Origin of the sequence: Flavobacterium sp. 2 (assembly GCF_049949195.1) — a bacterium.
GTDB lineage: Bacteria > Bacteroidota > Bacteroidia > Flavobacteriales > Flavobacteriaceae > Flavobacterium.
The window spans coordinates 1,454,939-1,469,458 of record NZ_CP188206.1 but is presented as its reverse complement, the minus strand read 5'-3'; the positions used below and the strand labels follow the sequence as shown (position 1 = coordinate 1,469,458).

At 32.5% G+C, this 14,520-nt stretch carries 14 protein-coding genes; 3 read left to right on the top strand and 11 right to left on the bottom strand.

The window, feature by feature from the left end; all coding sequences use genetic code 11:
* Positions 1 to 79 precede the first annotated feature (79 nt).
* From ACNFIH_RS06255 to ACNFIH_RS06245, 3 genes are all read right to left on the bottom strand, one after another.
* A complete protein-coding gene (locus ACNFIH_RS06255) occupies positions 80 to 2,389 on the bottom strand; it encodes a DNA topoisomerase 3 (RefSeq protein ID WP_426485937.1) in 2,310 nt (769 codons plus the stop codon).
* A 148-nt stretch (positions 2,390 to 2,537) separates the two neighbouring features.
* Positions 2,538 to 3,506 (bottom strand): toxin-antitoxin system YwqK family antitoxin, encoded by a 969-nt coding sequence (locus tag ACNFIH_RS06250; RefSeq protein WP_426485936.1) that lies wholly within the window; start codon positions 3,504 to 3,506, stop codon positions 2,538 to 2,540.
* Positions 3,507 to 3,643: 137 nt separating this feature from the next.
* Positions 3,644 to 5,551: a S9 family peptidase gene (locus ACNFIH_RS06245; RefSeq protein WP_426485935.1), complete on the bottom strand. Its 1,908-nt coding sequence runs from the start codon at positions 5,549 to 5,551 to the stop codon at positions 3,644 to 3,646.
* 516 nt (positions 5,552 to 6,067) lie between these two features.
* On the opposite strand from ACNFIH_RS06245, the gene ACNFIH_RS06240 reads away from it, so the two are divergent.
* The gene (locus ACNFIH_RS06240; protein WP_426485934.1) at positions 6,068 to 6,439 is read left to right on the top strand and encodes a GreA/GreB family elongation factor; all 372 of its coding nucleotides are present in this window, start codon (positions 6,068 to 6,070) and stop codon (positions 6,437 to 6,439) included.
* 176 nt (positions 6,440 to 6,615) lie between these two features.
* Positions 6,616 to 7,401, top strand: a complete 786-nt coding sequence (locus tag ACNFIH_RS06235; RefSeq protein WP_426485933.1) for a DUF5995 family protein — start codon at positions 6,616 to 6,618, stop codon at positions 7,399 to 7,401.
* Positions 7,402 to 7,465: 64 nt separating this feature from the next.
* On the opposite strand, the gene ACNFIH_RS06230 is transcribed toward ACNFIH_RS06235, so the two are convergent.
* The 3 genes from ACNFIH_RS06230 to ACNFIH_RS06220 form a co-directional block, all read right to left on the bottom strand.
* Positions 7,466 to 7,960 (bottom strand): SRPBCC family protein, encoded by a 495-nt coding sequence (locus tag ACNFIH_RS06230; protein ID WP_426485932.1) that lies wholly within the window; start codon positions 7,958 to 7,960, stop codon positions 7,466 to 7,468.
* Between the two features lie 28 nt (positions 7,961 to 7,988).
* Positions 7,989 to 9,458, bottom strand: coding sequence for a hypothetical protein (locus ACNFIH_RS06225; RefSeq protein WP_426485931.1), 1,470 nt, complete (start codon positions 9,456 to 9,458; stop codon positions 7,989 to 7,991).
* 68 nt (positions 9,459 to 9,526) lie between these two features.
* On the bottom strand, positions 9,527 to 9,883 hold the full coding sequence (locus ACNFIH_RS06220; RefSeq protein WP_426485930.1) for a lysozyme inhibitor LprI family protein: 357 nt from the start codon (positions 9,881 to 9,883) through the stop codon (positions 9,527 to 9,529).
* A gap of 206 nt (positions 9,884 to 10,089) precedes the next feature.
* Here ACNFIH_RS06220 and ACNFIH_RS06215 point away from each other — a divergent pair, with 206 nt between their 5' ends.
* Positions 10,090 to 11,148, top strand: a complete 1,059-nt coding sequence (locus ACNFIH_RS06215) for a tetratricopeptide repeat protein (RefSeq protein ID WP_426485929.1) — start codon at positions 10,090 to 10,092, stop codon at positions 11,146 to 11,148.
* A 91-nt stretch (positions 11,149 to 11,239) separates the two neighbouring features.
* Here ACNFIH_RS06215 and ACNFIH_RS06210 read toward each other — a convergent pair whose 3' ends face one another.
* The 5 genes from ACNFIH_RS06210 to ACNFIH_RS06190 all read right to left on the bottom strand — a co-directional run bounded on the left by ACNFIH_RS06210 (position 11,240) and on the right by ACNFIH_RS06190 (position 14,419).
* Complete coding sequence (locus ACNFIH_RS06210; RefSeq protein WP_426485928.1) at positions 11,240 to 11,896, bottom strand: hypothetical protein; 657 nt, start codon at positions 11,894 to 11,896, stop codon at positions 11,240 to 11,242.
* Between the two features lie 56 nt (positions 11,897 to 11,952).
* The gene (locus tag ACNFIH_RS06205; protein ID WP_035649009.1) at positions 11,953 to 12,153 is read right to left on the bottom strand and encodes a YqaE/Pmp3 family membrane protein; all 201 of its coding nucleotides are present in this window, start codon (positions 12,151 to 12,153) and stop codon (positions 11,953 to 11,955) included.
* Between the two features lie 140 nt (positions 12,154 to 12,293).
* Complete coding sequence (locus ACNFIH_RS06200) at positions 12,294 to 12,791, bottom strand: hypothetical protein (protein WP_426485927.1); 498 nt, start codon at positions 12,789 to 12,791, stop codon at positions 12,294 to 12,296.
* Positions 12,792 to 13,026: 235 nt separating this feature from the next.
* On the bottom strand, positions 13,027 to 13,842 hold the full coding sequence (locus ACNFIH_RS06195) for a DoxX family membrane protein (protein WP_426485926.1): 816 nt from the start codon (positions 13,840 to 13,842) through the stop codon (positions 13,027 to 13,029).
* A gap of 127 nt (positions 13,843 to 13,969) precedes the next feature.
* On the bottom strand, positions 13,970 to 14,419 hold the full coding sequence (locus ACNFIH_RS06190) for a hypothetical protein (protein ID WP_426485925.1): 450 nt from the start codon (positions 14,417 to 14,419) through the stop codon (positions 13,970 to 13,972).
* Positions 14,420 to 14,520 lie beyond the last annotated feature (101 nt).

Below are 14,520 nucleotides of genomic sequence, written 5' to 3'. Positions count from 1 at the left end.
AATCTGTGAGTTTCTTCTTAAATCTTTTTAAATCTGAGTGAAAAAATATAAAAATATTAGTGTAGTTAGCGGTAAAAATTTAAACGCTTTCTTGTAAAATCGAATAAACCAATTCTTTAGTTGGTTTTTGATCTTTTAATTTAGTTCGGACTTCATCAAAAGTAACTTTAAAATCACAGCCCGATTTATATTCGCCACAACCATAAGCCGTTTTGCCTTTAAGAATGGTTCCTTTTTTACATTTAGGACAAGTCAAAGCATCAGAACTTTCTTTTGATTCGGCTTTTTTCTCGGTTTTCTTCGGTTCTAATTTCAATTTGTAATTTTCCTCAAATCGGATTAAACCTTCAACAGTTCCAGAATCGGTTTTAAAACCTTTTATGTTTGCGGTTGAGCCTTTTTGAACCAATCGTAAATACTGGCTTTCCGTAATTTTTTTGTCATGAAAAACAAATGGCAATACAAAATCACAGCCTGATTTATATTCACTGCATCCAAAAGCTGATTTTCCTTTAATCAGGTTTCCTTTCTGGCATTTCGGACAAGTTTCTGCTGCTATTCCGGAAGATTTCTTTTTTTCTTTTTCTGTTTTTACAACAGGTTTTTGGATTGTTGCTGCATGAGAAATATTGGCGTGTTTGGTTTCGCTTCGGACTTCATAAACCAAAGCTTCAACCATACGTTTCATGTTTCGGATAAACGCGGCGGCGGTAAAAGTACCTTTTTCAATATCTTTCAATTGTTTTTCCCAAGTCCCAGTAAGTTCAGCCGATTTGACCAATTCATTCTGAATCGTATCAATCAATTGAATTCCGGTTAAAGTGGGTAAAACCTGTTTTTTATTTCGAACAATATATTGACGTTTGAAAAGTGTTTCAATAATATTCGCACGCGTTGACGGACGCCCGATTCCGTTTTCTTTCATCAATTCACGTAAATCTTCGTCGTCAACCTGTTTTCCAGCGGTTTCCATGGCACGCAGTAAAGTTGCTTCCGTAAATTGATTTGGTGGTTTGGTTTCTTTTTGCAAAAACGAAGGTTCATGTGGACCTTTTTCGCCCACAACAAAACTCGGCAATAAATCCGGTTCTTTTTCTTTTGCGTTTGGATCTTCAAAAACCACGCGGAAACCTTTTTTCAGAATTTCTTTTCCTGTCGCCTTAAACATTACTTCGGCTGCTTTTCCTATTACTGTGGTATTGGCAACTAAACAATCATCATAAAAAACGGCAATAAAACGTTTTGTAATTATATCATAAACCTGCTGTTGATTGTACGGCAGATTATTTTGAATTCCGGTTGGAATAATTGCATGGTGATCGGTTACTTTTTTATCGTTGAAAACCTTTGGCGATTTTTTGATTTTTTTCTCTAAAATGGGCTGGGTCAATTCGGCATAATTAGTTAATTTTTGCAGAATTCCCGGTACTTTCGGATAAATATCTCCAGGTAAAAAAGTCGTATCAACTCTGGGATACGTGATTACTTTTTGCTCGTATAAAGTCTGTGCAATTTTCAGCGTTTCTTCTGCCGAAAACCCAAATTTTTGATTGCAATACACCTGTAATCCCGTTAAATCAAAAAGCTTTGGCGCATATTCGTTTCCGTTTTTTTTATCAACTGAAACAATTTCGAAATCACTTTCTTTTACCTTTTCGGCCAGAATTTCTCCGTCTTCTTTGTTTAAAAAACGTCCTTCTTCATAACTAAAAAGCGTTTCTCGGTACAAAGTTTGTAATTCCCAATACGGTTGTGGTTTGAAGTTTTCGATTTCTCTAAAACGATCTACAACCATCGCCAATGTTGGCGTCTGCACACGTCCGATAGATAAAACTTGTTTGTAACCGCCATGTTTTACGGTATACAAACGCGTTGCATTCATGCCTAAAAGCCAGTCACCAATGGCGCGGGAAAATCCGGCATAAAATAAATTATCGTAATTTGTTGAAGGTTTTAAGTTTTCAAAACCTTCTTTTATTGCTTCGGTTGTTAAGGACGAAATCCATAGGCGCTGTACTTCGCCTTTATAATGCGCTTCATTCATCACCCAGCGCTGAATTAATTCTCCTTCCTGTCCGGCATCCCCGCAGTTTATAACCACTTCGGCTTTGTCAAAAAGACTTTTAATGATTTTAAACTGTTTTTGGATTCCTGAATTCTGAACGACTTTGGTTTCGAATTTTTCAGGAAGCATTGGCAGATTGTTCAAATCCCAGCTTTTCCAGTGCGGTTTGTAATCGTTGGGTTCCTTCAAGGTACATAAATGCCCAAAAGTGTAAGTCACGGCATAACCATTGCCTTCGTAATATCCGTCGTGCTTGGTATTGGCACCCAAAACGGATGCAATTTCACGTGCTACACTCGGTTTCTCAGCAATACAGACCTTCATTTTTTCATTTCTTGTTGGAGAGCGAAATTAGGGAATTTTTTTGGAAAGAGGCAAAGGTTCTAAGGAACAAAGGGACAAAGGTTTTTTATTTGGCTATTGAAAGGTTTATGTTTTTTAGAATTATCTATAATTAGTTACTAATCATTTCTCAATCAATTTTTTTAGTATAATCTACTTTTTTTACAAGTCTGCCATTTTCATCATACCATTTGAAAGTACCATCTTCGAGATCATTTTTATAAAATCCTTCGGCTTGAAGGTTCCCATTTTTGTAGTATTTAATTGCTTTTCCATTTTTCTTGCCTAAAGAAAAATTAGCTTCTAATTGCATTTGACCATTAGTATACCATTGTTTAAGATTTCCATCCATAAGATCAGATTTGAAAAACTTGATATTTTTTTGTTTTCCATCTTCATACCAAGATTCACTTTTGCCTTCAGTTTTACCATTAACCCAATTTGTTCTTTCTTCGGGTTTGCCATTTTCATAGAAATATTCAAAAAGCCCGTTTTGATTACCATTAGACCAGTTTGATATTTCCTTTCTCTGTCCGTTTTTATGCCAGCTTTCATTTTTACCGTCGATCTTTCCCTTAACGTAATCAGTAGATTGAGATAATTGTCCATCTTCAAAATACCATGTTTTTAAACCTGTACCTTCTTTAAGATCGCTTATCCATTCAGTATTACCATTGTTGTAATATCTAGTCCATTGATCTTTAAGTTTGTGATTTTTTACGATGCCTTTTTCAAAAACTTTTCCGTCTTGAAAATAAGAGATGTAAGGTCCGTCATTTACATAATGTTGAATAAATTTGTCAGACTCTACTGACGCAAAATGTATGAGTTTTTCATTTTGATCATACCAATAAATTGTATCGATATTTTTACCGTTTTTTAATTTTCCTTTTTCATAAATTGTGCCTTTAGAATAAAATGAAATGTATTTTCCATCTTTCACTGTAGTTTGGTCTTTAACCGGAATCCAAGATGCTTCACCAGTTTTTGAATCTACCCAATAAACCCAGTTTTCATTTCTTTTGTTTGTATCATTTATGTCAGCGTTATTGCAACCATAAATTAGAATTGAGAGGAATAGTAATAGTTTTTGCTTCATAAAAAAGTAGGAGAAATTAAAAAGAAGATTTCTAATATGCTTGATACACAAAGATTGTTTTTTTTCCTTTAAAAAGTAAAAAGCCACAGAAAAATATTTCTCTGCAGCTTTTTATACTTTTCAAAACTAAGTATACTTTATTTCTTTTGCTTTAAATGTTTGTCTAGGAATTTTTCCATAGCGCCATAAAAATCAAAACGGTTATTTTGGTTTCTGAAGCCGTGTCCTTCATCATTTTTGACCATATATTCTACAACAACACCTCGTTTTTTTAGTGCTTCTACCATCTGATCGCTTTCGGCTTTGTTTACTCTTGGATCGTTTGCGCCTTGTGCAATGAATAATGGTGTTTTTATTTTGTCAGCATGCAAAGCTGGCGATGCAGATGCAAGCAATAAACTGTCTTTTTTAGGATCACCTACCATTTCATGAATTTGTTGTAAGTATGGTTTCCAATATGGCGGAATTGTATTCATAAATGTAAATAAGTTACTCACACCTACATAATCAACGGCTGCGGCGTATAAATCTGGAGTGTAAGTGATTCCAGCAAGCGTTGCATAACCGCCGTAGCTTCCGCCGTAAATTGCAATTCGGTTTTCATCGGCAATGCCTTCTTTTTTTAGCCATTCAACACCATCAGTAATGTCGTCTTGCATTGTTTTTCCCCATTGTTTGAAACTGGCTTCCCAAAATTTCTTTCCGTAACCTGTGCTTCCTCTGTAATTCATCTGCAAAACTGCATAACCACGGTTCGCCAAAAACTGAACCTCCGGATTGAAATACCAGCCGTCTCTAGCCCAAGGTCCGCCATGCGGATTAATGATCACCGGCAGATTTTTTGGCTCAATTCCCAATGGAAGCGTCAAGTAACCGTGAATTTCTAAACCATCTCTTGATTTATACGTAACAGGTTTGATGTGACTCATTTGATTTTCCTTAATCCAAGGATAAGGATCAGCAACTTCTTTTACATTTGAAGTTTTGAAATCATACAAATAAAATTTCCCTGGAGTTCGGTCATTACCTGCCCAAACTATAGCTTTTGTTCTCGCATCATCGTAGCTTACAATTTCAGTTTCGTATCCTTCAATTTGTTTTTTCAGATTGTTTTGGATTGCTTCCCAATCTTTATCAAAGAAATGTTTTTCCTGTTTTTCGGCTTCCCAGTCAACAGAAGTCAAAGCTTGTTTTTTTCTATCGTAGTTAATAGCGTCTAAATCATATTTGCTGTCGGCAAAAAGTTCTTTTACATTTTTTTTGGCAACAGGATCGTACTCAACCAAAGCTACTTTATCTTTTCCGATATTGCTCAGCGCATAAATATTTTTATTGTCTTTATCAAAAGATGCTGGCGTAAAAATATCTTTGAAAGTTGTTGTAATCAAAGGTGTAAAAGGTTCTTTTTCAGAGTTTCTGTAATTCCACGTAATGTTTACACCATCTGTTTTTGAAGCCAGACGAATCACACCATTATTATCTGTAACCCAGCCGTCAAAGTTTTCTTTATTATTGTAAAGCAATGTCAAAGTTCCGGTTTCGACATTTAAAATATAAGGATCAAAGTATTCTTTTACCCTTTTATTAATTTGTACAATCAATTCTTTTTCTTTTCCCGGAATGTCAATCAAAGCATCTGTAATATCGCTTCTGATGCCTGGAAAAGGCGTTAAAGCTTTTAAGTCAGTTCCATCTGCTTTTACTGAAAAAAGCTGAAAATTTTCATCTCCGCCTACGTCCTGCGCATAAACAATTCGGTCACCTTTCCAGAAATAATTGAAAATGCTTCGTAAAGTATCGTTTGTTACACGAACAGCTTTAGTGTCGTTTACTTTTTGAACAAAAATGTTGGTTTTTCCTTTGTAATCGGCACGATAGCTGAAATAATTTCCGTCTGGCGAAATTCGGAAAGAGCTTTTTTCTCCATTTTTGAAGAAAGTTTTTACGTCAATTAATGGGGCAGGTGTTTCTTTTGGCTCCTGTTTGCAGGAATTTAAAACCAATAGTAAAACAACTAAAACAGATAAAATGGATTTTTTAATCATATTTTGCTTTTTTTGAGGTTTTGGAATTATAAGCTATTCTTGAAAATACAACATTGTATAATGTTGAAAATGTGGTTTGTATATTTTCAAAAGTAAGAAAAAGTTTCTAACTCTGAAGATGAAGAATAAAATATTTTGCAAAAAGCTGAGTGGAGTTAGTCTTTTAGAGATTGTTACTTAGCAGTCTCTTTTTTGTAAGAAAAAAAGCGTATATTGCAGAAAGATTAGAATTTAAAATAATGGTCACTGCAAATTTTTATTTAGTAAATAGCTGTCTAATGTGCTTGATGTGCACATTATTGTATTTGCATGATGATACTTTTTTAAAAAGCTCAAAAGAGTTTATTCCTTTCGCCCTGTCAAAACTCTAGACAGGGATCCTTCCATTTATATTGCTCATTTATTAACCTTCAATTTTCATTCGGGATGAGATATCACTGAATTAGATTGGGCTGCAAAATATTCAGTGAAGAGTTGTGTATCATTATTTGAAAAAATGAAGCAAACAAGAAAATTATGTCACAAAATATTATTTTAACTACAGGAACATACGATTTAATTAAAGATCACGTACGAAGAAAAAAGGTAACACCAAGAGAAGAAGAATTGTTATTGGGCGAATTAAAACATGCCACTCAGATATTAAGAAAAAACCTGCCAGAAGATATTGTTTCAATAGATCGAAAAGTTACCTACAAAGATCATATCAATAACGTAGAAAAAACAATCCTTTTAGTTGGTCCAGAAAAAGCAAAAGTTAGCAAAAATAAAATTTCTGTACTTTCTGATGAAGGTATTGCGATGGTTGGCTACAAAGAAGGTGATATTATTGAATGGCCAGCCAAAAAAGGAAATCTTAAATTGGAGATTTTGAAAGTAGAAGAGTAGATTTAGTATCGTTTCGTTTTAAGTTTAGTAACAATCCCAAAAGAGATTTCTTTTGGGATTTGTTTTTCTAAAATAACGAATAATAATAAGATAATTACTTCAAAAAAACTTCATCAGACGATAAAAATAATTAAATTCGTTCTTCTCAATTTAACCGCAACCAATTCTGAATGAGTATGAAACAAGCCAATACTATAGATGAAGTAATTTTTTTATTAGATGAAATAATAGAAAAATCAAAAATAGATCAAAGCAATTTAGGTTTATTTGCTATTCTATATCGCGAAGTTACAGTAAGAATAAAAGAAGGTATTTTGGCTGGTTCATTTCAAAATGGCGAGCGAATGGAAAAATTGGATGTTATTTTCGCTAATCGGTATTTGAAAGCGTATTATCAGTATCAAGCCAAAGAAAAACCATCTGAATGCTGGGCATTTGCTTTTGAACAAGCCGAAAAATTTTGGCCTATAGTTTTGCAGCATTTATTGCTCGGAATCAACGCTCATATTAACCTCGATTTAGGAATTGCTTCGGCAGAAGTCAGTACAGTTGAAGACATCGAAGATTTAAAAACTGATTTTGATAAGATAAACTTCATTCTCAGCAATTTGGTTGGCAGTGTCGAAAAATGCCTGATCAAAATTTGGCCAACACTTACGTGGATATTAAAATTTACGGGCAAAGTAGATAATTTCTTTATTGATTTTAGCATGGAAACCGCTAGAAATGGGGCATGGAAATTTGCCACCGAATTTGTAGCAGTTCCAGAAAATGAAAAAGAAGCTTGCACACAATTAAGAGACAAAAGAATAACAGAAATTGCCCGATTGGTTTCAAATCCTGGGTATTTTGCTAGCGCCGTTTTTAAGTTCATTCGTTTATTTGAAAGAGGAACTGTTGCTCAAAAAATAATCGACATGAAGATCATGGAAGAAAAAAATATGGAATGTGTTGTGGCGTGATTTTGAAACATAAATTATTTTATATAAAATCTCTTTTTCAGTATTGTAAAAAGTATATTCCATTTTAATTATTAATCATCGGATCCAAATTTTCATCTTTATTTCGCAAATCCAATCCACCTTCATAAACCGATTTAAGATTGGTCAGATAAAAATGCCAACCGTTGGAACAGCCCAGTCTAATGAATTTTTTCGAATTATCATCTGTCGGAATATTGTGCTGACGAAGCTCGACGATTGTATAACCATTAGTTTCGCTCAATTTTATATCAACAAGACAATTTCCTTCAAATGTAAATTGCAAATAATCTTCTCCATTAGCAGACGTAATTTTTCCATTCATTCCATCTTTATATAAATGCCAAAGCCATTCATAAGCACTGCCTTCTGAAACATTTTTGTCTTTGCTGATAGCTTCCTGATTCGCATCAAAAAAAGAAACTTTTTCGAGAAACCATTTTTCTAATTCATTAGCTATTGTCCAAGCGTTATAAATGTCGCTGATTTTAGCTTTAATTGCTATTTTCTTTGTAAAGGATGTCCAGTCGAAGTTTTCCATGATTACACTTTTAGATTTTTTTTAAAGCTTATTCGGCAATTTTTACATTTAGTTTTAGCTCTTTTATTGTTGCTTTTTGATTTCTGCTTATAAGAGTAATTCCATCAGAAAGCAAATCAGGATTTATAGCTTTCATTTCATTTGTATAGACGTTTTCTATAATTCGTTCATCAAGAACGGCATATTCTGTACCATTTTTTTCAATTAACCCCATTCCTGTAATACCATAAGTATAAAATATTGATTTTCCATCTGTAAGGTAGTTGGAGTTTTCAATTTGTCTTAAATTTTTCAAATCCAATTTTGAAGCTTCTACAGGACGATCATCAAAATACAGTACATTTTTGTATTGAAGAAATTGATTCTTAAAGATTTTTAGATATTTTTCATCAAAATCTCCATTAGTCTTGGTTTCAGGATGATAAAATAACATTTTGCCTGTTTTTATCTTCTTTTGTTTTGACAAAATATAATTCTCGTTATTAATTACCACAGCTAATTCTATCGAATTAAAAGAGCGTCCCTTATTAAAAACAATCGAATTGTTTTCGTTCGCAAAAGGCAACGATTGTGGATATATTTTTTGCAGATTACTTCCAGAAAATAGAGAAGGGAATAAAAAACCATAAGTACCTTTTTCGTTTCGGCGGTCGTCATAACCGTAATTTGAATTGCTATATACATTTTTTCCGTCCGTAATTAAGGATTGCCTATCCCAGAAATAAATTTCAATTAGTTTTTTAGGATTAATATCCAGCTTTTTTATTTCATCGTCATCTATTGCAAAAACCTGATTGCCAAAAGTTAAATAGTATTTTGAAATGAAAGGCACAACGTTTTTTGCATCAATTATCTTTTCTGATTTGTCGATATAATCTCTTTGATTACTTTGTACGTTTTTTTTATAATGTACACCAAAAAAATACAAACCATTCTTGTCCGAATAATAATTTCCGGCCAGATGTTTAATCGAATTTTCATCGACATTTATTTTTACAGGATTAAGTTTGTATTTTTCTGCATCCAGAAAAAAAAGAGCCCCATCTTTTGATTTATAGACAAAATCATTTATTGGTTTGTAGTCTGCAATATGAATTTGTGTTGGTTTTATACGATCAGAAATGTAATAAATATAATTGTCGTCTCTGCAGATAGTTATGAATTCGTTGCTGGAAATCAGTTTTAGTTTATCTAAATTAAACGGAAAAGAAAAATATTCTTTAAATAAAATACTGTTTCCAAGTATCAATAAAGTAGTTTTTTCGTAATCGATTTTTGGGTCTTTACTATACCTATGACCATCCCAAGTTTCGCCGCCAACCATTTCATAAGTTCTTACTTCCTTCAATTTTGGAACAAGCATATGATCACCAATAATGAAACGCTTTATTGTATCTTCAGGATTGTTTTTTACAATGTCATCTTGTTTTTCATGTCCCTTGCAAGAGGTGAAAAAGAGTAAAAAAGCAAGAAATGGTACGAGTTTGTTTGGGTTCATTGGTTAGGTTGGGTTGTGTAGTTTCTGAGATTAGATTTTAGCTGTTTTTCATGATAAAAATGATTTTATTATCTGTTGCGATCGTCTAAGTTTCTTTTTAAATCTTTAATTCGATCTTCCGTAGATTCGGCAAGACATGTGTAATAAATTAAAGGCTGAATACTTCCACCATCATATTGCTGTTTTTCAAAATCACATTTTGAGTCTCTAAATTTGATCCAGTTTTTCTGGGCTGTAATCAATAAACTTTTTTCTTTTTCATCTAATTTTTTCACTAGATTTTTATAAACCTGATTGAGTTTATCATCTGCTTTTTTAAAATTATTAATAGCTGTCTCATTCATTTCAAGTTGTGTCTGCGCCATTAGATTGTTGCTAAAGCTGAATAGAAATAATGTTGCGGAATATAGAAGGAAGTTTTTCATTTAATTTGAATTTTACTGCTTTTTGGAATTATCGAAAGGTGTTCTCTATGTAAATATAAAAAAGCTGTAGGATTATTTATAGCTTTTGTTTTGATAATTTGTATTGTGTCAAACTTGAAATCAAATATTGATACAATTATGCTTTTCCGTAAAAATAGGAAACACAGGATGCTTATATTTGATTTAACCAAAAACAACCTAATCTTATGAAAAACAAGCTCATTCTATTTACTGCACTATGTTTTATTGTAACAATCCAAGCTCAAAAAAGAGAATTTAAATGTCAGGACATTTATAAAGCAGCCAAATTAATAGACGAAGGAAGATACGATGAAAGTATTGCAATCTTAAAAGAATGCGAAAAAACAGACCCTACCGATTATGCGTATCCGTATGAAATGGCATTAGCATATACACATAAAGAAGAATATCAAAAAGCAATCGATCAGCTGGAAAAAATCAAAAATTATGCTGGAATAGAAGCCGATTTTTATCAGTTGCTAGGAAACAATTACGATTATGTAAAAAATCCCAAAAAAGCCATTGCAACTTATGAGGAAGGATTAGTAAAATTTCCAAATGCCGGAAGATTGTATCTTGAAAAAGGCGTTGTTTATGAATCGCAAGATAACTATGTGGAAGCTATTTTGAGTTACCAAAAAGGAATGGAAGTGGATCCAATGTATCCTTCAAACTATTACAGAGCGACTTTATTATATTTAAACTCACGTAACAAACTTGCAGGTTTAATGTATGGCGAAATTTTTGTGAATCTGGAAAGAACGACCAAACGAACTCAAAAAATAAGCGAATTACTCTACAACACTTATAAAAACAGTATTCAATTTAAAGACAACGAAATTAAAATTGATTTATGCGACATTTTAATTGATGGAAGCGGCGATGTTAAAAATTTGAAACTTCCGTTTTGTGCTATTTACGGAAAAAATCTTTCGTTGAGTGTACTCGGACAGAAAGAAATTACATTAAAATCACTTTCAGAAATCAGAACGGCATTTATTAAAAACTACTTTAAAGATGATTTCAAACAATATCCAAATGTGGTTTTAGAATATCAAAAAACTTTATTCGATGCTGGTTTGCTTGATACGTACAACGAGTATCTTTTTCAGATGGGCGCACAGGATGAATTTAGCGAATGGCACACGGCTAACAAAGACAAAATGGATCAATTTGTAGCTTGGTATACGACTCCTGAAAATGCTTTGAAAATTACTAAAGAGAATCTTTATTTACCAAATTAAAAAAGACCTATTTGATGTTACGCAGTCCCGAAAGTTTTCGGGACTGACTTTTTGTTTTTAGAAGGAACTTCTTCCTTTGTTGAGGAGTTTATTATAAACCAAGTTTTTTTTCGATATCAATATCTGGAAAATTGAGTTGAACGTACTTTACAAAGTCAGAATTCGTGCCTTTACCGTTTAACGACCCAATTCTTGTGGGACAGGCATTTGTTATTAATTCCAAAATTCCTTCGTTGGTTGCAAGTTTAGAAACCCAAGGAACAATTTTGTCATCAATAAATTTTACGATAGCGTCAAACTTTTCCTTGTCAATTCCGTAAACGTTGCAGTAGTGGTTTTCTATTATATTTGATTCATTACTGTATTCATCAATGCGTTCCAATTCATCTCCAAATATTTGCTTTACCAGTATTTGTTTTGGGTTGTCAGTATATTTATGGTAAAAAAGACCCGTATGTCCAAATAGAATTCCGTTTATGTTACTCGTTTTAGCCAATTCTTTAGAGTAAAAACTGGGTAAAATTTCAAATGAAACCGATTTGCCAGGAGTATTGCTTTTAGTTGACCAAAATGCAATCTCCAGTTTTATATCGTCTTTTTCGAGCGTTAATTTTTTTTGAGACCGAGAATATTTAAAGCCTTTTGGCTGGTAATATTTGCCAAGTTCATCACATACAGCCTGAAATATCTCCTTGCATGGTGTGCGTTTTGAATATTCTAATAATGTCTTATTATCGGTCCAATCCATATTATTTGCTTTTTATAATAAGTTTCAAAAAAAGTATCGTTTATTATCTATTTGTTTTAAGATCTGGATTTCATCGCTTTAATTAATTTTTCATTGCGTTTATCAGCTCTTGAATTTTGCAAAGAAATAACAGCCCAAATCGCCGCAGGAATCCAGCCAATTAAAGTGATTTGCAAGATCAGACAAATAATAGAAGTTAATATTCTTCCTCTCAAAAAGAAAGAAGCAAATGGAAAGAAAATTGCAATTAGTGTCATAATCTTGATTTGTTTATATGTTATCTCTAAATATCGCCAATGGTTTGGACTAAATTGAATTCTATTTTGGATTTAGCAAAATTATTTTAAGTTCCGATGGACGCTATATAATTGCGTTTTATGATTATAACATTATAGTATTATAGTATTAAAAAGATTGTTACACCCATAAAAATAATAAAGCAAATTACGTCAATTATCGTAAGCTTTCGTTCAAAAAACAGATCATAACTACTGCCTTTTGATGGCACAACAAATTCTTTGTCTTGAATTATTAGACTCATAAATCTTAAAAATTGAAACAATGCTAAAGAAATTATGGTATTTCTTAATCCAAGAGTAGCATTTCCATGTGCCAATGCAAATTGTGGATCATCTTTAATGCCGATGAAAATAAAAAAATGTATTATTCCAATCACAATCCAAATTAAAAAATAATTGAAGTTGCGGAGCGCTCGATATTGAAAAAAATAAATAAAAAGTTGAGTTCCCAATCCGTACATAAACAATATGTCTTTACGTTCAAATTTGCTGTTTAGGCAATATGGAAATAAGAAAAAAGAAATTAACAGGTAAGAAAAAACAGTTATAATGTTCCATTTACTTAGTTTTTCAAAACGAATATATTTATTTTCCATAAATAGAAAAGCTTTTTTGTTTTTCTGTAAATATAAAAAAAGCTACATGATATTTTGTAGCTTTTGTATTTGATGATTTTTATTGTGGATTACTTTTTCGGGCAAGGATTACAAATCCGCACTATTGGACTATATGCAATATTATTTCCAGTTTAAAATAAAATCAAGTAAATTCTCAACAATTATTTTGAGCCAGTTTTTCTCTTTCTTCATAAGGAACTTGTATTATTTTCAACTAAAGCTGTCTTTTGCGATCGTTTGTCAATGCGATTACTAATGCAATACCACAGAAAAGCAAGCATATAAGTGCACGAACAATTTCGTTTCCGCCGCCGGCTGATGGGTTTGCAATGGCGTCAGGAATATGAAAGAACAGAAAAAACAGTAAAAGCATAAAGGCTAAAAGAAGCCCAATTGGTTTTATTAGTATTTTGAAAATAATGGCTATTCCAGCAATGACTAGTGCAGCACCAAAAAAATAAGTCCAAAACATTGGCGCTGGCAACCATTTTGGTACGAGTGTAGCGATAAACCCGGCAAAAAAGAAATGACTCAATCCAAATACGATCATCAAAATGGAATAAAAAACACGCCCACACGGAATAAGTTTTTCTAATAATGAGGTAAAATTCTTTTTATTTCCGGCAGAAATGTTTTCTGTAAATGAGCCAGCCATTACAAACGCTCCACCGCTATAAGTTAAGGCTTCGAGAAGATTGATCCAAACTTGAAAATCTGGAGTTTTAGTTGCGCTAAGCATTATCATATACGGTAAATGAGAAGCGATAACCGAAACAAGAAAACCAAAACCCAAATAAAGACATACTTTTTTGGTGTCAATAAATTTGATTTTAAATACTCCTGAAATGATAATTCCGGCAACTATCAAAACGATTCCAACAAGAATAGGGAAGATGCTATTCTGATGCGCCCAGGCAGGAAATGGAGCTAAAATTTCTGAACGAAAATCTTTAATTATAAGTTGATGAATCCCTAAAGCAATAACGCCGATGCCAAAAAAGATACGGCCAATTTTAATAAGTTCTTTCATTAGTGGTTTTGTTAGAAAAAATTATTAATGATTTTGGTGATGATCAAATATATAAATTAATTTTTAAGATGTTGATTTACTGTATGTTTTGTTTTTGTGGTAAAAAAATACGTGCATGGGTGAGAAGTTAATTCATTACTTTACTTCTGATGGCTACAATAATTTCCCGATAATTTTCAAAATGATCAGGACTTATAAGTAATTCTGTACCATCTTTAAGAAATACGGTGCTTTCAAAATAACCTGTTGTTATTTGTCCTGCTTTAGTATAAGATCCTTGAATACGCACTGTTTCGACTTTTAAAATGGAAGTATAAGGAATAAAATCTTCTTTATTTGAAGCTAAAGTTTTTCTTTTTATACCTTTTTGTGTGACAGTAATTTCATAAACCGAACGTATAAGATTAATGTGAAAAAATAAGCTTAACGCTAAAAATAAAAGAGATCCGAAAGTTTCTTTGTAATTTTCAGTACGAAAACTACCGAAAAAATAGGAGAGACAAATGAAATCAACTATAACGTAAACGAAGTTAATTCGAATTAAAAATAAAGTTCGAAATTTTGAATGTATTTTCATTGAAAGTTAAAGTTCTTTTTTACACGTACGTTAGCGCGGATTTGCAATCCGTGCCCGCAAAGATTGGTTTGTTCTCTTTGTAAATATAAAACAAAAGCTAC

Bases quoted from the DNA above. Each gene is read 5' to 3' on its own strand.
- ACNFIH_RS06235 (WP_426485933.1), top strand. From the start codon at position 6,616: ATGAAACAAGCCAATACTATAGATGAAGTAATTTTTTTATTAGATGAA.
- ACNFIH_RS06220 (WP_426485930.1), bottom strand. From the start codon at position 9,883: ATGAAAAACTTCCTTCTATATTCCGCAACATTATTTCTATTCAGCTTT.
- ACNFIH_RS06230 (WP_426485932.1), bottom strand. From the start codon at position 7,960: ATGGAAAACTTCGACTGGACATCCTTTACAAAGAAAATAGCAATTAAA.
- ACNFIH_RS06245 (WP_426485935.1), bottom strand. From the start codon at position 5,551: ATGATTAAAAAATCCATTTTATCTGTTTTAGTTGTTTTACTATTGGTT.
- ACNFIH_RS06225 (WP_426485931.1), bottom strand. From the start codon at position 9,458: ATGAACCCAAACAAACTCGTACCATTTCTTGCTTTTTTACTCTTTTTC.
- ACNFIH_RS06190 (WP_426485925.1), bottom strand. From the start codon at position 14,419: ATGAAAATACATTCAAAATTTCGAACTTTATTTTTAATTCGAATTAAC.
- ACNFIH_RS06210 (WP_426485928.1), bottom strand. From the start codon at position 11,896: ATGGATTGGACCGATAATAAGACATTATTAGAATATTCAAAACGCACA.
- ACNFIH_RS06255 (WP_426485937.1), bottom strand. From the start codon at position 2,389: ATGAAGGTCTGTATTGCTGAGAAACCGAGTGTAGCACGTGAAATTGCA.
- ACNFIH_RS06240 (WP_426485934.1), top strand. From the start codon at position 6,068: ATGTCACAAAATATTATTTTAACTACAGGAACATACGATTTAATTAAA.
- ACNFIH_RS06200 (WP_426485927.1), bottom strand. From the start codon at position 12,791: ATGGAAAATAAATATATTCGTTTTGAAAAACTAAGTAAATGGAACATT.
- ACNFIH_RS06250 (WP_426485936.1), bottom strand. From the start codon at position 3,506: ATGAAGCAAAAACTATTACTATTCCTCTCAATTCTAATTTATGGTTGC.
- ACNFIH_RS06195 (WP_426485926.1), bottom strand. From the start codon at position 13,842: ATGAAAGAACTTATTAAAATTGGCCGTATCTTTTTTGGCATCGGCGTT.
- ACNFIH_RS06205 (WP_035649009.1), bottom strand. From the start codon at position 12,153: ATGACACTAATTGCAATTTTCTTTCCATTTGCTTCTTTCTTTTTGAGA.
- ACNFIH_RS06215 (WP_426485929.1), top strand. From the start codon at position 10,090: ATGAAAAACAAGCTCATTCTATTTACTGCACTATGTTTTATTGTAACA.